Here is a 17045-nt window from a genome sequence, read left to right as displayed (position 1 = left end):
CAATTTAGTTAAGGGGTTGAGGACAATTGGAAACAGTTGAAAAAAAGCGGCTTTCTACGAAAGGTCTATGTACTGTAGAAGGATGCGGTGAACCCATTAAAGCTCGGCAGTTATGTAATAAGCATTACGTGCGAATGAGAAGAAGAGGGAATACAGATACCATCAGGGTAGAGGCTCACTCGGTTGACCACTGTCTGGCAGTGGATTGTTCCAAACCTTATTTTGCCAATGGTTACTGCGAACATCATAACTACATTTATAAAAAAATAGGGTATCCACACACACCCAAGGAAATTAAATTATGTGGAGTTGAGGATTGTTTTAATTACCATTTTCTTCGAGGGCTGTGTGAAATTCACTACTACGAGTGGGTATCAAATCTTAAAAAGTTTCAGTTTAACGCTGTGAAAGAAAAAGAGAAAACAAGTATAGGTAAGTAGAAAATATTATCATATTGAAATGTTCCCAATGAAACATATTGGGAACATTTCGCCTTTCGCCGATAAACACCATTTTCACCCTCGCAGTTTTACACGATAGTGCCTCATCGATTTCGGAATTCCTTTTAGTTCAAGAATTCCGCTATAGATTAAATGTCTGATTCGATATTCAAAAAAACTATCCGTAACCAATTCATCGAGCTGACCAAGGATTTCACCAATTACTTCACCTGCCCGAATAAACTCTTTAGTTTCCTGCTGCTGATGAAGCTGCTCAATCGTCTTGATGATGAAGCCATCAAAATAATCTTCTGGCACACTTGTTATTCTTCCCTTCTGCCATAACCGAAGGCATTCTTTTGATTGCACTAATTGTTCCCAATCTTTTTGAAACTGGACTTGCTCTTCATTTGATAACGGATTGGCGGTTTTGTTTTGGTCAAATAAAACTTTTAACTGTTCCGGATGCAGCCATGCCGAGTGAACCATGGACCTCCCTTCATCTTCACACCATTGTTCGGTCGTATTAATCAGAATCATCTCATTTGGTTTATCCCGTAATAAAAAAAGAATAAAACGAAGCCACGTTTGTTCATCCCCGTTATTGGCTGTCCAAATATATAGAGGAACATCTTCAGGTATATCCTCAATTTCTAATAGCGTTTTGGAAAAATAATTCTCCAATTCATAAACTTCTATTTCAAAATTGATATTCTCATTTAGCCATTCATAACGGTAGTCATGTCCTTCTTTACGATCCAACTTCCATAGTGGTCCGATTGCAAAGGGTTCCTGAAAGCCAATAACCTTCTTTGGGTGCTCCAAACCATATCTTAATGCTCCTGCTGTAGAGGTGGATGAAACAAGATGCACCGGACCGTTTTCCTTCAAATAACTGGAAGATGGCTTCTTTTGCCGGTGCTTTTGTATCAGTTGATTGATTTTTCTAGCCATAAAACCTAATTGATGCTGTTGAACAAAATAACCGCGGCCTTCCAAAGGTTCCTGTTCCTCATGGTAAAATGAATCAAAGTCAGCCGAATTATGGAGTTCGTAGGTTTGCCATTCTCCATGATCCGACAATTCTGACGCCGTTAAATAGTCGTCCCCTTCAATTTGATAGACAAAAACAACATTTGGTTCACTGAAAAAATATATGTATGGATAATGATCTCTAGTTTTAATAACATTCATCTCCTCTTATAAGCTCCTTTCTATTTTCTCCAAAATGGCCACAAATTCCTTTAGATAAACCTTAGTTGATTTTTATGTTCTGCCCTTTCTATAATGGGAAGTAGTGAACTTGAAGAGAGGGATTCATATTAATATATTGTGGGATTTCGACGGGACTCTTTTTGATACTTATCCGGCACTTGTCGAAGGATTCATTAAATTAAGCCAGCAAGACTTGGACCGAGCAGAAGTGCTGAAATGGTTAAAAAAAGATTCCTTAACAGCTTTTAAACACTATGGAATATCTTTAGAGCTTAGAGCAGAATACCAAAAGCTACATAACTATTACTCGAAAACACACAGTGTTCCGTTTGAACATTTAGTGGATGTATTATCAGCCGTTGATAACAATATTATAGTGACTCACCGGGATAAAGAATCTACTATCTATCTCCTTGAAAAATACAATTTAGCCAAATACTTTAAGGAAATCGTATCCGTTGAAGAACAAGGTTTCACTAGGAAGCCTCATCATTCTTCCTATGAGTATGTCCTAAAGAGTCATCATATTGATTTGGTAGTCGGCGACCGCGACTTAGATTTAATTCCCGCCAGGCATTTAAATATCAAGAGCGTTGCCTTTCAAAATCGTAATATAGAAGCAGACTTTCATATCGACAGCTATGCCGATTTTATTTCTGAAGTCCTTATCCACTTCAATAAAAAGCCCCTCTGATTTTTTAAACAAAGGGGGCTTTAAGTTGAAACTTTCTATTAACCTTGCTGCGGACTTGTCAGGGGAGCTGCCTGCTTTGCCATGTCCAACACCTTTTTAGTCTCGGCTTTCCTGTGTGTATAATATAAGGCTGCCCCAGTAAATAAAAACCCGCTAACCAAATTTCCTACTAGTACTGGAATTTGATTCCAGACCCACCAATCTGTGAGGGAAACATTAGCACCAAGCATCATCCCCGCAGGAATGACAAACATGTTCACAACTGCATGCTCAAAGCCTTGGGCAAAAAAGATTAAAATCGGCAGCCACATGGCAGCAATTTTGCCAATGACCGACTTGGTAGTCATGGCCATTACCGCTCCAAGTGTCACCATCCAATTACATAACATTGCTTTAACAAACACAACAATGAATCCATCAACCCCAAGATTTCTATATCCCACTGTTTTGGCCTGTGCTACGGCGATAATTTTCGCTCCTACAGCATTGTCGGTCACATGTCCAAACTGTGTGGAGGCAATCGTAAACAGCCAGGCATAAAAAACTCCTCCTGCAATATGACCGATTATGACCCAAAACCAATTATTCAACATTTGGCGAACGGTTATCCTTTTGTCCATGACGGCAATCGGTATCAGCGCAAAACTACCGGTTACTATTTCCAGCCCAAGCAGGATGATTAGGACAAAAGCAGCCGGAAAAAGAATCGCACCTATGATCCCCATCCCTGTTTGCAGTTCAGCAGAGTAGGCTAAGGTCGTTCCAAACCCAAGAAACGCTCCCGCCAGCGCACCACGAATCAATAAATCCTTTACCGGCAGTTTGGCTTTCGCTTCCCCTGCCTGAATCATGTTTTCTACCACTTGATTTGGACTTACTATTGACATCCCATCACTCCCCCTTTTATTCACTTATGAAAAGAAATACTTGACCGTCCTTGACTTCAACGGGATAGGTTTGAATACACCCCACATCTGGTGCTTGCACCCTTCCATCCTTCACGCTGATTTTCCAATCATGCAGGGGACAATAAACAAAATCCCCGCTCACGATTCCTTCCGCTAGCACTCCGCCTTTGTGAGGACAACGATTTTCAATGGCGTGAATTTTTCCATTTTCCAATCTAAAAACAGCGATTTCTTTACTGCCAATCGTAACCGTTTTACCAAGCTTTTGCGGTAAGTCTTCCGTTTTTCCGACCAAAATGGGATGAAGTGTTTTTTCCATTTTCTTTCCCCTCCAATAATCCGTTACTTAGTTTCCACCGGGAGTTTCAAAGATTCATAAAGGTCTTTTAACAGTGCTTTGTCTTGAATAGCTTTCTTCCAAGGATCTTGAACAACAGACAACGCTTCTTCCATACGCGTCATTAATTCTTTCACTGTGTTTGGATCGGAGAGTACTCCCCGTATATGATCAAGTCCTAAGCGCTCGACCCATGCGGAAGTTCTTTCTAAATAATTGGCCGTTTCACGGTAATATTGGAGGAAAGCACCAATCATTTCTTCAAGCTCATCCTCCGTTTTAAATTTAGATAAAAGATCAGCTGAACGGAGATGCGTCCCACCATTTCCACCTACATACATTTCCCATGCCCCGTCGACACCGACTACGCCAACATCTTTAATACCACTCTCTGCACAATTTCTTGGACAAGCGGAAACGGCCATTTTGACCTTGTGGGGAGTATTTAATCCTTCAAATTTCTTTTCCAGACGAATCCCCATTCCAATGGAATCTTGTGTACCGAAACGGCAGAAATTTTCACCAACGCAGGTTTTTACAGTTCGAAGTCCTTTGGCATAGGCAGAACCGGAGGGCATATCCAGATCAGCCCACATTTTGGGTAAGTCCTCTTTTCTTACACCAAGTAAGTCAATGCGCTGGCCCCCCGTAACCTTAATCAATCCTACCTTGTATTTATCTGCAACGTCAGCAATTTTCCTCAGATCATCTGCGGTCGTCACTCCTCCATACATTCGTGGAACGACCGAGTAAGTGCCATCCTTTTGGATATTGGCATGCATCCTTTCATTCACATAGCGGGCTTCTTTCTCATCCTTGTAACTTAATGGGTAGATCATTCCTAAGTAGTAATTTAAAGCTGGCTTACATTTCGAGCAGCCATCCGTTCTCCAGTCGAGTACATTCATAACCTCGCGAATATGAGTCAAACCCTTTTCACGGATTTCCTGCAAAATCTCATCTCTCGATAAGTCTGTACATCCGCAAATGGCTTCCTTATGGTCTGCCTGATATTGATCACCAAGGGTACATTGTAATAGATCGGATACAAGTGATTTACATCCCCCGCAGGAGCGCGAGGCATTTGTACAGCCCTTTACTTGGTCTACCGTTGTCAATCCCTTCGATCGGATGGCTTCCATGATGGTTCCTTTTGTGACGCCATTACAGCCGCAAATGAGTTCTCTATCATCCATTGTGGCGACGACACTTTGCTCATCTCCATTTCCAAGGTCCGTCTCTAAATATTCCTCAATCGCTGAACCCTTTTTAATTAGGCTTAATAGACGATTCCCATCCTTCGTGTCACCGAACAAAACAGCCCCAGATATTTTTCCGTCTTCGATTAGAACTTTTTTATAAACACCGCGGTAATCATCGTACACTTTGAAGGCTTTTGTATGTTCGTCCTCATTTATTTTCCCGGCGGAGAAAACATCGACGCCAGATACTTTCAGCTGCGTTGAAAGGACAGAGCCTTTGTACCCTTCATCCTCTATGCTGCAAAGTCTTTTAGCTAATACTTGACCTTGCAGATACAACGGGGCCACTAAGCCATAAGCAATGCCGCGATGCTCCGCACATTCCCCAACGGCAAATATATTTGGTACTTCTGTTTCTAGGTAGTCATTGACAATGATTCCACGGTTAACGGGAATTCCAGCTTCTTTCGCTAATAAAATATTGGGTTTAATCCCAACCGCCATTACCACTAAGTCCGTCTGAATCTTGCTGCCATCCTTGAAACGAAGACCTGTAACCTGTTTTTTCCCTAAAATTTCTGCTGTGTTTTTTTGTAAAAGGAATCTCATCCCCTGTTTTTCTAGATCTGTTTGCAAAAGTTTCCCAGCCGTCTGATCCAATTGACGTTCCATTAAGTAATGATGAATATGGATGACCTCCACTTCCATCCCAAGGTTCAATAACCCGCGTGCGGCTTCAAGGCCAAGCAAGCCCCCGCCAATAACCGCCGCTTTTTTATGTTTTTTTGAATATTCAATCATTTTTTCGCAGTCTTTAATGTTCCGAAAGGCGGTAACTCCTTTTTTATCTGCACCCGGCAGCGGCAGCATGAATGGGTTTGATCCGGTCGCCAAAATTAGTTTGTCATAGGACTCTTTTCGCCCCTTATCTGTATATACCATTTGGTTATCCTTATCAATGGCCATAACTGATTCACCGGGATATAAACGGATATGGTTGTCCACATACCACTGCCATTCATTCAAGGTTATATCACGAACAGAGGTACCTCCTTGCAGGACCGTGGATAGTTGTATTCGATTGTAGTTCGGATAAGGCTCCTCACCAAAAATGGTTATTTCAAATCCTTCCCGGTTAATTTTAAGCACTTCTTCTATTGCTCTGACCCCAGCCATTCCATTCCCGACAAGTACAAGCTTTTGTTTTCTCATCCCTTTATACCCCCTCCATGTTAGAAAATAAATTGTTTGAATATTTTATAACACGTTAGAAAGTCTATTAACATGAATGTGTAAGTTAATCTGACACACAAATTTCATCGCTTTAATCACTTAAAGGACTGACCAGCTTTATCCTCGCAGCATTGGTAACGCATACAATCTGAGTGGGTTATTTTAAAAATTAGGAGTTGATAATATTTGTTCTTTTCTACATAATAATTTTGAAACCTTTTTGGTTCTTCATCGTATATGTATCATCTGGACAATGGTTTGTCCGTTATAAAAAAATTAAAAGAGAATGGAAGATATACATTGAGCTCTAACATTTTTCTATTTGTACAATATGTTTTTGAGGCATATTACTGGTTAATCTTAATTTCGATTTTTGGCTCCTGGTTTCCTCAATTTCATTCATCAAAAATGGGAAGTTGGATTTCTAGGATAGTTGAGCCATATTTAGGCTTATTCAGGCGGTTTATTCCCCCTTTAGGCCCAATTGATGTTTCACCAATCATCGCCTTATTCGCCTTTAGGTTTATCAGAATGTTTGCTCTTGAAGGTCTCCGTCAATCCTTGAATGTCATTGGTGTTTAAAAAGAATATAAATTTGTAAGGGCGAACAGTAGGATCTGTTCGCCCTTTACCTCTTTCTTTATTTGTTATGTTATACTTAAGTAAGTTTGTTTGTAAGAAAGGGAGTTCTATTTGTGGAATTACGAAAGTCAATTGCTCATACGAAATCAAAATCGAAATCGAACTATATATTTTTACTTATAGCTGGGATTGTCCTTATAGCCTTTAATTTGCGCCCAGCCATTACCTCGGTAGGGCCGTTGGTAGGAAAAATTCAGGCTGATGTGGGCCTTGCCCATTGGAGTGCCGGCTTACTTATGAGTCTGCCATTACTTGTTTTTGCCATCATGTCACCCATCGTTCCAAAATTAGCCAGTCGAATTTCAAATGAAATGACACTGCTCGTCGGTTTGTTCTCACTATTAATCGGAATAGGCATCCGTTCTATCCCCGTGACGTTTTTTCTTTTCACCGGGACCCTTTTGATTGGAATGGGGATTGCGATTGGAAATGTCCTTTTGCCAGCTGTCGTAAAGGACAAATTCCCTGAGAAGTTCGGCTTAATGACAAGTGTTTATTCAACCTCGATGGGGTTAGTTGCCTCATTAGCTTCAGGATTTAGTGTGCCATTAGCAGAAGGCTTGAATCTTGGGTGGCAGGGAGCTTTAATTGTTTGGGGTATTCCTGCGGTAATTGGGATTTTGGTGTGGGCACTTCTTGTGAAATCCAATCAAGGAAGTCAAAATACCATCAAAAAAGTCAGCTCCAGTTCTAATCAAATCTGGCGCTCGCCGCTTGCCTGGCAAATCGCGACGTTTATGGGATTTCAGTCCTTTTTATTTTATGTCACAATTTCATGGCTGCCTGAAATCCTACACAGCCGCGGAATGAGTACCAGCACTGCCGGCTGGATGCTCTCGTTTTCCCAATTAGTCGGATTGCCTGCCAGTTTCTTTATTCCCGTGATCGCCGGACGTTTCCGTTCACAAAGCTGGATTGCAGTCATGTTAAACGTTTGCTCCTTTACTGGTTACGGCGGATTACTGCTTAGCTCATCCTATCCAATTGCCATTATGAGTATTATTTTAATTGGGATAGGATTAGGTGGAACCTTTCCATTAGCACTTAGCTTTATTGGACTCCGTGCAAGGAATGCCTCACAGGCTGCTGAATTATCAGGAATGGCACAATCAACCGGTTATATCCTTGCTGCAGTTGGCCCCATGTTCATTGGCTTCTTATATGATACGACCCATATGTGGACCATTCCACTCATCACCCTCCTTTTAGTCTCTGTCATCGTTATGCTATTTGGGATGATAGCGGGCCGCGATCGGTATATTTAAAAGGCGGACAGCGCCAGTCACTGTTCGCTTTTTTTGTCTGAACGCAAAAATTCGACTAAATGAATTCAAATGTCCTGATTTACAAAACATAAAAAGAGTTGTTTTGTGAAATCATCATGAAAGGAATTCATAAATGAAAAAACAATTTGTGATTCTATTTAGTTTGATTTTAATAATGCAAATGCATTTATCTCCTGCTTATGCAGCAAATAACCCGCGAAATACCTATGAGGTGAAATCTGGAGATTATTTATGGAAGGTCGCCAATACCTACGGGACTTCAGTTGAAGACTTAAAACTAATCAACGGATTACAATCAGATTTACTTTTAGTTGGCCAGAAATTAAGGGTTCCCATCATGTACGAGGTTGCTCCAGGGGACAATCTTTGGAAGCTGTCACAAGCCTTTAATTCTACAGTTTCTTTAATCGTAACAGCAAACGGCCTTTCATCCGATGTTATTTATGTAGGGCAAAAATTAAAAATTCCTCCCAAAAAACTGTCCATGGATGGAAAATTTGTTCTTATGACCAGGGAGGAATTTAAAGATTGGATTTTCAACCAAAAGTTTACGAGAAGGGTTGGAAAAGTCCAGCAGCATCACACTTATCAGCCATCATACCAGTCATTCAATGGCTCCAACCATTTTGCCTTGATGAAGGGTATGGAGGACTATCATGTAACTGGGATGAAATGGAGCATGATTAGTCAGCAATTAACTACCTTTCCAGACGGCAAAGTGGTAGTTGGTCGTCCATTTAACATTGCTCCTGAAGGTTCATTTGGGTTACTCAATGAAGAGGCCATGCATGCCGTTGAGGCTGATGCGTTAGCGATCGAAAATGTTGGGAACTTTGATGCTGAAAAAATGACTGCGGAACAAAGGGAAACAATTGTGACCGTCACTGCCCTGCTCATGATAAAGTACGGGTTAACCCCTACAGTTGACAGTATCACCTATCATCATTGGTGGGATGTTAATTCGGGAGAAAGGGTATTAGATAACAGTGCAGGCCACGCCATTAAAACATGTCCAGGCACTGGATTTTTCGGCGGTAATTCCACTGCCAATGCAAAAAATAATTTTTATCCGTTAGTGACACAAAAAATGCAAGAAATTTTAGCATCCTTACATTAAACATGGAGAAGGTGACCCAATATCGGGGTCACCTTCTTCATGTTTAATGGGATATTTTTGTTGAGAATTCATCCATTTTATGTTTGGATTAAAGAATTAGGGGGGATTAACTTGAACGGAAAACTGAGACTCATCATGACGATGCTCATTTTCGGAAGCATCGGGATTTTTGTCAAAAAGATAGACCTGTCTTCGAGTGAAATTGCTTTTTTAAGAGGGATAATCGGAAGTTTATTTCTGGTAATTGTAAGTTTCATAGTCAAACATAAGCCATCCTATCAAGCTGTAAAACAAAATGCGGTTTTGCTCTTGTTATCAGGTGCTGCCATTGGCCTTAATTGGATCTTTCTATTTCAGTCATATCGGTATACGACAATATCCAACGCCACGATTAGCTATTATTTTGCCCCGATTTTTGTGATGATTTTAGCACCGTGGGTATTGAAAGAAAAACTGACAAGTACAAAGGTTATTTGCATTATTATGGCCATGATCGGACTATTCTTAATTGTTAATCCTGGTTCCGGAAATTCAAACGGTTCAGAGAATAACGCAGTTGGTATTTTATACGGTCTATTAGCGGCTGCCTTTTACGCCAGTGTGGTATTAATGAACAAATTTATTAAAAATTTATCAGGTTTTGAAATTACATTAGTTCAGTTAATGGCAGGCGCATTGGTCCTGTTTCCCTATGTAGTATGGCAGAGCCATCTAGATTTTTCGGGTATCAATTCTACTTCGGTCATTTTCATATTAATACTTGGGATTATCCATACTGGACTTGCTTATTTTTTATATTTCACATCGCTTCAAGAACTAAAAGGACAAACGATTGCTGTTCTAAGCTATATCGATCCGATTTCCGCCGTCCTTATCGCTGCCATTTTCTTGCATGAAAGCATGACGTTAATTCAAATCCTCGGCGGCATCCTTGTTCTAGGCGCAACTTTTTTAAGTGAGTTAAAATTCGAAAAAAAGGGCCGGACTTCTACAACTTAATTGTAGTAGAAGCCTGACCCTTTTTTTAGAAGAATCATTTTATGTTATCTTTTGAATCATCCTTATATGGGTTTCCCTTTCCATTTACAAGAAGATTCTTCAAGCTTGTTAAGTACGAGGTCCAGCCTCTTTCACAAGCCTGATAACATTCCAGTTCCTCTGACAGCCCAATATGAGTAAAGTTTAAAACCGATTCCTCGTCTGAAACCTTGTCCATTTCAAAGCGGATGGTTGTCCCTTCCCAATCCCTTAAATTGCTAAATCCACTGGCCTCAGGGTGCATGGAATCAACGACTTTCCATTCAACCAGTTGATTCGGCTGAAGGGCTGTGATTTCTGTCTTTACATAAAAGCCTGCCTTTGGGAAACGAAATTCTGCCATACTTCCAATTTCATTACCTACATTCGCAAATTCGGTCCACCAGTGACGAACACCTTCCTCTGATGAAACGGCATCATACAATTTTTCCACTGACACAGGAAGGGATAGCTTCGTTTGATAATCACCTGCCATGGGGCTCATCCTTTCATATAGAAAAGCAGGAACCTTAAGGTAATTCCTGCTTTTCCTACTTATAAAAATTCTAAAATTATTATTCGGCTTTCAGGCTATTTTTTAAGCTTTTGATAATGCCAATGTGTTCACTTTCATGGAATGAAGCAAAAGAAAGAAGTTCTCCAATGGTTTCCAGTTTTAATGGACCTATCGGTAATGGCTGGGCGATTTTTTCATCGAGACGTCCAGTGAACGTTTCTTTCACACGCTTAACTTGTTCTGATAATAATGGAAGGATTTCTTCGATTGCAGGTGGATTCGTTTTCCATTCAGAAGGCCTTGTCCCGGTATTGAATAATTCCATGAATCCTTCTGGCAGATTTGGTGTTTCGTTTGCAAAGTGAAACACAATTCCCTCAACCGATACATAAATATGACCTAACTGCCAGCGAAGAGAGTTTGGAGCTCCAGCAGGAAGTACATCCGCGTTTTCTTCCGTAATTCCTTGTGCCACCTTTAAAGTAACGTTTCGAGCAAATTCGAATTGATCAAATAACATTTTTTCATTCATGATAGTTTCCCCTTTTTATTATAAAAATTTAAATTATACTAAATATGCTTTCAAACCGCTTTCTAATGAACTTGTCCAGCCATGATTATGATTCTTCGCCTCTTCTTCACTTGGAAGTTCTGTATGTGTAACGACAACTTCAGTAGAATTGTCCTTCTCAAGAAAATCAATTGTCACTTTTGTTGCAGGAAAATCACCTTTTCCGTTTTCCCATTTCCATGTAAAAACTAATTTTTCATTTGGCACGATTTCAAGATATTGGCCAGTCAATACATGAGTAGCCCCGTTTGGAGCATGCATATTGAACTTATATTTTCCGTTCACTTCGACATTCATCTCATCTATCGTCGTCGTAAATCCCTCGGGACCCCACCATTTTTCCAGTTCTTCCGATTTGGTCCAAGCATTGAATACTCTTTCTGGTTTAACCGGATAGGTTTTATTTAACTTTAGTGTAAAATCATGTGCGCTGTTCATTGTGATCATTTTTTGTTTCCTCCCTCATCTTCATTGTTTAATAAATATTTTTCTAAGCTGGATAACTGACTTTCCCAGAATGACTTTAAATCATTTAGCCATCGGGCTGCATCATAAAACTCTTCTTGGTGAAGATAATAGTATTTATACCTTCCCGCCTTCCTATACGAGACTAATCCCGCATTTTCCAGAACCTTCATATGCTTTGAAAAAGCAGGTAAAGACATATCAAAAGGCTCCGCCAACTTTTTAACGGTTTTCTCTCCCTTAGATAGCTCCTCTATAATGGCCCTTCTGGTTGGATCTGATAAAACTGAAAATACTTGATCAAGGTTGTTTTTATAATAGTTAACCATGTGGTTAACTATAAAACAAAAAAAAAAGAAATGCAACCTCATTTTCGAGAAATCCTTATATTCCCAAATGGACTCTTATCATAGAAAGGGTTTCACATCATTAGAAATTGAAAAAACACATTAAACTTAATGTGTTTTTTCTATCTTTCACTTAGTTTTTAATTTTTTTAAAAAAATAATAAGAAGAGAGAGTAATAAGAGCTAAGCTAACGACGATAACACTGATCACATAGTAAGCTTGGATAGTTGCTGGAATAACTGGGACTAATAACATCAATAATCCTAAAATAACAAATACCTTTCCGCCAAATCTATGGGTTTTCTTCCATACTTCTTCGCTCGCTAAGGTCCATGGTGTGCGAATTCCAATAAAATAATTAGGTTTGAATTTTGGACTTAAGTTGCCAATAAAGATAAATAATAATCCAATTAATTCAGGAACCACCATTGCGGGATTTATAATCCCCATAGCACTCGTAATTTGCACAATTTGAATTAAAAACAGGAACAATAGAATTCCATTCATAATCCAATTATATGTTCCTTCAAAACGTTGATAATTTTGTTTCTTTGGGTCGATGTTAGGTAATAGTATTCTAAAAACATATAAGACTAACATAATCCCAGGCAGAAGAAAGGCTCCGAAAGATTTATTTGCATAGCTATTTGGAACACCTTTATAGTCCCAATGCACCGCAATTTGTTCAGGTAAATAGGGATAGGAAATACAGGTTCCGATGATGATGGTTATAAGTAAAAACAGGCCAAACCAGTTTCTTTTCATTTTATCTCTTCCCCTTCATCCTTCTTTAAAAAATCCATAAACCAGGTAATGACATCTTCAAACACACTCGTATTTAGGCTATAAATAATTTGCTGCCCCTTTTTTTCTGAGTCCACCAAGTTCGCTTGTTTTAATAAATTCAAATGGTGTGAAATGCTTGGCTTTGTCATGTTAAATTGGTCAGCAATTTCTCCTGCTGATAGGTCATTCTTTTTTAATAAATGGAGGATCTTCCTCCTGCTTGGATCGGACAATGCCTTAAAAGCTTCATTCATGTCAACCCTCTTTTCCTTTCCATTCTACTTTTAGGTATTTAGAAAATTATCTAAATATATATTATGGGGATTTTTAAAATTAGTCAATGAATCCTATTAGATATTTAGATAAATTTCTAAATTTTATTAAATTAAAAAGGTCGGAGTAAAAGTCCGACCTTTCTGTTTCGCCTTACACCTCTTCATCGTGACAGGCACTCAAATAATCCTCCATTATTTCTTTAGGAACCATACTACCCCCGGTCGCCCAGATAAGGTGGACGGCGTTTTTCATGTGCTCTGTTAAGTGATGTTGTTGAATATAGGATCTTCCGTCTTTCTCCGTCGCTAATTTCACCGGTCCAATCGCACCTGCCAATGCAGAAGGCTCCAGTTGAATGTTTTCTGTATCAGCCATTGCTTTTAATAGTTTAAATAATTCTTGGTCGCTTACCGTATAGCTTCCACTTAATAGTGGCTCAATCGTTTGACCAACGAATCTGGATGGCCGTCCAACCGCAAGTCCATCTGCTGCCGTCACGTTGTCAATTCCAACATCTTGAACGGAAATTTGATCATGCAGCCCTGTGATTAAACCAAGTAACATACATGGTGAGTGAGTTGGTTCGGCAAAGAAGCAATGGACTTGATCTTGGTACAGTAGTTTCAATCCAAAAGCCACTCCTCCTGGCCCGCCGCCAACTCCGCATGGAAGATAAACAAAAAGTGGATGGTTTTCATCTATTTTTATATCTAATTCTTCTAATTGTTTTTTTAGCCGGCTGGCTGCGACTGCATAGCCTAAAAACAGATCACGAGAGTTCTCGTCATCAATGAAGTAGCAATTTGGTTGACTTAGAGCCTGTTTTCGTCCCTCTTCGACCGCTTTGCTGTAATCTTCCTTATATTCAATGACCGTGACTCCTTTGCTTCTGAGCAGATCCTTTTTCCATTTCTTTGCATCTGCAGACATGTGAACCGTTACATTAAAACCTAATTTGGCACTCATGATGCCAATACTTAATCCTAAGTTTCCTGTGGACCCTACTGCAATGGAGTATTCAGAAAAGAAGTTTCTGAGGTTCTCACTATCAAGAATCGAATAATCATCCTCTACCGACAATAAACCATGTTGAAGCGCTAATGTTTCTGCATGTTTCAACACTTCGTAAATGCCGCCTCGTGCTTTAATCGAACCTGAAATCGGAAGGTGGCTGTCACATTTCAGCAAAAATCTTCCTTCTAATGGAGTCTCATACATGTTTGATAGCTTTTCACGCATTGCCTGGATAGGTACAAGAGGAGATTCAATGATTCCACCCAGTTTTCTTGTTTCCGGAAAAACTTTCGCAATGTAAGGTGCAAAACGCTTTAACCTTTCCTCTGCATCTTTTACATCATTCTCATTCAATGGAAGTTTTTCTAATCCCGATTGAAATGCTTCCTTTTTAGGATTTGACCAAAATACTTCCTTTGTAGCGACTAACTCGTTTATTAAAGGATATTCGTTTATCCAATCTTGAATCTTATTCATCACTCTTCTCCTCCCTAAAGTTACTGTCCAGATGTTATTTTAACACCTACTGCCCCTGCAATAATACACATAATCCATAAAGTAGATCTCAAACTTTTAGGTTCATGAAAGAAAATCATTCCTGCTAAAACACTTCCAACAGAGCCCATACCCGTCCAAATAGCATAGGCAGTCCCCACTGAAAGGGAAGTGACAGCTAATGAAAGAAAATAAAAGCTTAAACTCCCACAAATTAAACAAGCTATGCTTGGAAGCCATTTTTTAAACCCATCTGCACGTTTCATGCTGATCACACTGCCAATCTCGGCAAAGCCGGCGATAACAAGAAAAAACCAATCCATTGAATCATCCCCTAACATTTAACCTATTAGTCATGTTCTTGGATGTTTTAGGTTCTGATGGGCTTATTTTTAATCCAATAATCCCTGCAATCATTAACGTCACAAAAAATACTTTCGATAGATTAATAGTCTCTCTCCAAAAAAGGATCCCTGCTGTGATCGTTCCCACCGTTCCCAATCCAGTAAAAATGGCGTAACCTGTTCCTAAGGGGATGGAATGTAACGCTTTTGAAAGCAAAAAGAAACTTAAGAGTATGATTGCTACTGTTATTATGCTAGGGATCATGATGGTAAATCCATGTGAATATTTAAGACCTATCACCCAGACAATTTCCAAAAATCCTGCTATTAAAATATAAATCCATGCCATATTGTTCTCTCCTTCAACACATGACACTTAATTTTGAAGAGCGTAGTTCTCTATAAATTGATATATCGCGTGAGCCACCCCATTCTCATCATTTTTAAGGGTTGTTGTGGTACAAACCGCTTTAATGTCATCTTTTGCATTTCCCATTGCTACACTGTATCCAACTTTCCGGAACATGGATAAATCATTGTTGCTGTCTCCAATGGCCATAGATTTTTCTAAGGACACATTCATCAAAAACGCCATTTTTTCAAGTGCATTTCCCTTTGAAGCACTTTTATTCGTAATTTCAATGTTATGGTCTGCCGATGAAACTACCCCCAACTCACCCATCATGTCGAATCGGTTCCAGGCTTCGGCTAGTTTCTTTTGATCAAACGAACAGGCTACAATATTAAATACTTCTTCCTTCTGTTTTAGGATGTCAGGATAGTTTTCAACAAGAACATAGCCAAACTGATCAAATTGTCTTTCCGCTTCTGCTGCAGTCTCTTTATATAAATCCGTGCTTTTCAAACGCTGAATCTCTTGATAAAAATGTTCTCTCCTCTTCTCTAGCGCATAAATCGCTTTGTCGGTAAACACTTCATAATAAAAATCCCGTTCATCCAGCCACTTTAGAATGGATTCGACACGCTCTTTCGATATCGGAATAGAGGAAAGAACCTTTCCGTCTTTCGAATGAGTGGTTGCACCATTTGTCCCAATGATATAGGGAGAAATCCCGGCTTTTTTACAAATCGTCTGAACATCGAAATAAGCACGTCCTGTTGTAATGATGACCTCAATACCTCGGTCCTTGGCATATTGAATCGCCTTTTTATTTTCTTCACTAATTTCATTCTCGCCGTTTAATAATGTCCCATCCAAATCAATCGCAATGAAGCTCATAAGTTTGAAACTCCTTTTCTCATTTTTTAATAGATCCAATTAAAAAAGAGAGAATCCCCTCTATTCATCCCTACATTTTCTCTACTTAATCTACTATGCCTGAATCCAATTGAGTTTCCCTAATTGAGGATGATTCTTCCATGCCTCTGGCAATGCTTGCTCACAAACAAACACATCGACTTTTTTTAGAGGACAAACTTTACAAAAAGTATCAACATCCATTTTAGAAGAATCGGTCAGCAAGATTACTTGCTTGGATACCTCGACCATCTTGCGTGAAACCAATGTTTCATGCAAATGATAATTACTAACCCCATTTTGAATTGAAGCACCTCCGGCAGAAATAAATGCTTTATTAATATTAAATTGTTCTAAGGTCTGTTCAGTAAAACTGCCGCTAATCGACTGCTGCTTCGGATCCAATAGTCCGCCTAGTAATAAAATTTGGCCTGTAAACTTATTTTGATTGAGCGATTCGGTCAATACAGATGAAACAGGAAGTGAATTGGTGATGATGGTAATATCCTTCTTATCTTGTATACATTTCGCAAATTCAAGCATGGTGGTCCCTACGTCAATAGCAATGACATCACCGTTAGAAATAAGTTCTACTGCTTTTTTCCCTATCTTCACTTTTGCTTCTTGGTTCACAGATGTACGATGTGTGAATGGGGGCTCCTCAAATGGAAAAACCGATTTAACAGCTCCTCCATAAACTCTCTTTAATAGTCCTTTTTCCTCTAATAGCATCAAGTCTCGACGAATGGTTTCCTCTGAAACCTGAAACTGCTCCACTAAGTCGACGACTTTTACTGTTCCCGTACTATTCAATTCTTTTAAAATTTCACTTTTTCGTTCTTCTGGTAAAACGGACATATTACTTCCTCCGGAATCATTG

Annotated in this window: 21 protein-coding genes; 6 read left to right on the top strand and 15 right to left on the bottom strand. The window is 39.4% G+C overall.

Annotation, left to right across the window (positions count from 1 at the left end; all coding sequences use genetic code 11):
* Nucleotides 1-26: 26 nt before the first annotated feature.
* The gene (locus AC59HZ_RS13650; RefSeq protein ID WP_496546357.1) at nucleotides 27-440 is read left to right on the top strand and encodes a hypothetical protein; all 414 of its coding nucleotides are present in this window, start codon (nucleotides 27-29) and stop codon (nucleotides 438-440) included.
* 75 nt (nucleotides 441-515) lie between these two features.
* On the opposite strand, the gene AC59HZ_RS13645 is transcribed toward AC59HZ_RS13650, so the two are convergent.
* Nucleotides 516-1634: a DUF1835 domain-containing protein gene (locus AC59HZ_RS13645; protein WP_496546356.1), complete on the bottom strand. Its 1119-nt coding sequence runs from the start codon at nucleotides 1632-1634 to the stop codon at nucleotides 516-518.
* A 109-nt stretch (nucleotides 1635-1743) separates the two neighbouring features.
* Between AC59HZ_RS13645 and AC59HZ_RS13640 the strand changes: the two genes are divergently transcribed.
* Nucleotides 1744-2349: an HAD-IA family hydrolase gene (locus AC59HZ_RS13640; protein ID WP_496546355.1), complete on the top strand. Its 606-nt coding sequence runs from the start codon at nucleotides 1744-1746 to the stop codon at nucleotides 2347-2349.
* 38 nt (nucleotides 2350-2387) lie between these two features.
* Here the strand turns inward: AC59HZ_RS13640 and AC59HZ_RS13635 are convergent, their stop codons facing one another.
* The 3 genes from AC59HZ_RS13635 to nirB are packed head-to-tail and all read right to left on the bottom strand — an operon-like array spanning nucleotide 2388 to nucleotide 6008.
* Nucleotides 2388-3236, bottom strand: coding sequence for a formate/nitrite transporter family protein (locus AC59HZ_RS13635; protein WP_496546354.1), 849 nt, complete (start codon nucleotides 3234-3236; stop codon nucleotides 2388-2390).
* Between the two features lie 16 nt (nucleotides 3237-3252).
* Entirely contained in the window at nucleotides 3253-3576 is a 324-nt protein-coding gene (gene nirD / locus AC59HZ_RS13630) for a nitrite reductase small subunit NirD (protein WP_496546353.1), read from the bottom strand.
* 23 nt (nucleotides 3577-3599) lie between these two features.
* Nucleotides 3600-6008 carry a nitrite reductase large subunit NirB gene (gene nirB / locus AC59HZ_RS13625; RefSeq protein ID WP_496546352.1) on the bottom strand — a complete coding sequence of 803 codons (2409 nt, stop codon included), beginning with the start codon at nucleotides 6006-6008 and terminating at the stop codon, nucleotides 3600-3602.
* A gap of 258 nt (nucleotides 6009-6266) precedes the next feature.
* On the opposite strand from nirB, the gene AC59HZ_RS13620 reads away from it, so the two are divergent.
* The 4 genes from AC59HZ_RS13620 to AC59HZ_RS13605 all read left to right on the top strand — a co-directional run bounded on the left by AC59HZ_RS13620 (nucleotide 6267) and on the right by AC59HZ_RS13605 (nucleotide 10073).
* Nucleotides 6267-6611: a YggT family protein gene (locus tag AC59HZ_RS13620; protein ID WP_496546351.1), complete on the top strand. Its 345-nt coding sequence runs from the start codon at nucleotides 6267-6269 to the stop codon at nucleotides 6609-6611.
* 113 nt (nucleotides 6612-6724) lie between these two features.
* On the top strand, nucleotides 6725-7936 hold the full coding sequence (locus AC59HZ_RS13615; RefSeq protein ID WP_496546350.1) for a CynX/NimT family MFS transporter: 1212 nt from the start codon (nucleotides 6725-6727) through the stop codon (nucleotides 7934-7936).
* A 133-nt stretch (nucleotides 7937-8069) separates the two neighbouring features.
* A complete protein-coding gene (locus AC59HZ_RS13610; protein WP_496546349.1) occupies nucleotides 8070-9074 on the top strand; it encodes a LysM peptidoglycan-binding domain-containing protein in 1005 nt (334 codons plus the stop codon).
* 111 nt (nucleotides 9075-9185) lie between these two features.
* On the top strand, nucleotides 9186-10073 hold the full coding sequence (locus AC59HZ_RS13605; RefSeq protein ID WP_496546348.1) for a DMT family transporter: 888 nt from the start codon (nucleotides 9186-9188) through the stop codon (nucleotides 10071-10073).
* Between the two features lie 34 nt (nucleotides 10074-10107).
* On the opposite strand, the gene AC59HZ_RS13600 is transcribed toward AC59HZ_RS13605, so the two are convergent.
* The 11 genes from AC59HZ_RS13600 to AC59HZ_RS13550 all read right to left on the bottom strand — a co-directional run bounded on the left by AC59HZ_RS13600 (nucleotide 10108) and on the right by AC59HZ_RS13550 (nucleotide 17023).
* The gene (locus tag AC59HZ_RS13600) at nucleotides 10108-10587 is read right to left on the bottom strand and encodes an SRPBCC family protein (RefSeq protein ID WP_496546347.1); all 480 of its coding nucleotides are present in this window, start codon (nucleotides 10585-10587) and stop codon (nucleotides 10108-10110) included.
* A gap of 79 nt (nucleotides 10588-10666) precedes the next feature.
* Complete coding sequence (locus AC59HZ_RS13595; protein WP_496546346.1) at nucleotides 10667-11140, bottom strand: DinB family protein; 474 nt, start codon at nucleotides 11138-11140, stop codon at nucleotides 10667-10669.
* Between the two features lie 33 nt (nucleotides 11141-11173).
* The gene (locus AC59HZ_RS13590) at nucleotides 11174-11626 is read right to left on the bottom strand and encodes an SRPBCC family protein (protein ID WP_496546345.1); all 453 of its coding nucleotides are present in this window, start codon (nucleotides 11624-11626) and stop codon (nucleotides 11174-11176) included.
* Complete coding sequence (locus AC59HZ_RS13585; protein ID WP_496546344.1) at nucleotides 11623-11973, bottom strand: ArsR/SmtB family transcription factor; 351 nt, start codon at nucleotides 11971-11973, stop codon at nucleotides 11623-11625. Before AC59HZ_RS13585 ends, AC59HZ_RS13590 begins: the two co-directional genes overlap by 4 nt.
* 151 nt (nucleotides 11974-12124) lie before the next feature.
* Complete coding sequence (locus AC59HZ_RS13580) at nucleotides 12125-12757, bottom strand: SdpI family protein (protein WP_496546343.1); 633 nt, start codon at nucleotides 12755-12757, stop codon at nucleotides 12125-12127.
* Nucleotides 12754-13032 carry an autorepressor SdpR family transcription factor gene (locus tag AC59HZ_RS13575; RefSeq protein ID WP_496546342.1) on the bottom strand — a complete coding sequence of 93 codons (279 nt, stop codon included), beginning with the start codon at nucleotides 13030-13032 and terminating at the stop codon, nucleotides 12754-12756. The genes AC59HZ_RS13580 and AC59HZ_RS13575 overlap by 4 nt, the downstream gene beginning before the upstream one ends.
* 172 nt (nucleotides 13033-13204) lie before the next feature.
* Nucleotides 13205-14545, bottom strand: coding sequence for a D-serine ammonia-lyase (gene dsdA, locus AC59HZ_RS13570; protein ID WP_496546341.1), 1341 nt, complete (start codon nucleotides 14543-14545; stop codon nucleotides 13205-13207).
* A gap of 20 nt (nucleotides 14546-14565) precedes the next feature.
* Nucleotides 14566-14886 carry a DMT family transporter gene (locus AC59HZ_RS13565; protein WP_496546340.1) on the bottom strand — a complete coding sequence of 107 codons (321 nt, stop codon included), beginning with the start codon at nucleotides 14884-14886 and terminating at the stop codon, nucleotides 14566-14568.
* Between the two features lie 4 nt (nucleotides 14887-14890).
* Nucleotides 14891-15256, bottom strand: coding sequence for a DMT family transporter (locus AC59HZ_RS13560; RefSeq protein WP_496546339.1), 366 nt, complete (start codon nucleotides 15254-15256; stop codon nucleotides 14891-14893).
* A gap of 27 nt (nucleotides 15257-15283) precedes the next feature.
* Nucleotides 15284-16147: a Cof-type HAD-IIB family hydrolase gene (locus tag AC59HZ_RS13555; RefSeq protein ID WP_496546338.1), complete on the bottom strand. Its 864-nt coding sequence runs from the start codon at nucleotides 16145-16147 to the stop codon at nucleotides 15284-15286.
* Nucleotides 16148-16240: 93 nt separating this feature from the next.
* Nucleotides 16241-17023, bottom strand: a complete 783-nt coding sequence (locus AC59HZ_RS13550; protein ID WP_496546337.1) for a DeoR/GlpR family DNA-binding transcription regulator — start codon at nucleotides 17021-17023, stop codon at nucleotides 16241-16243.
* Nucleotides 17024-17045 lie beyond the last annotated feature (22 nt).

The organism is Neobacillus sp. DZ-9, assembly GCF_059587065.1.
This window is presented reverse-complemented; position numbering and strand designations above follow the sequence as displayed.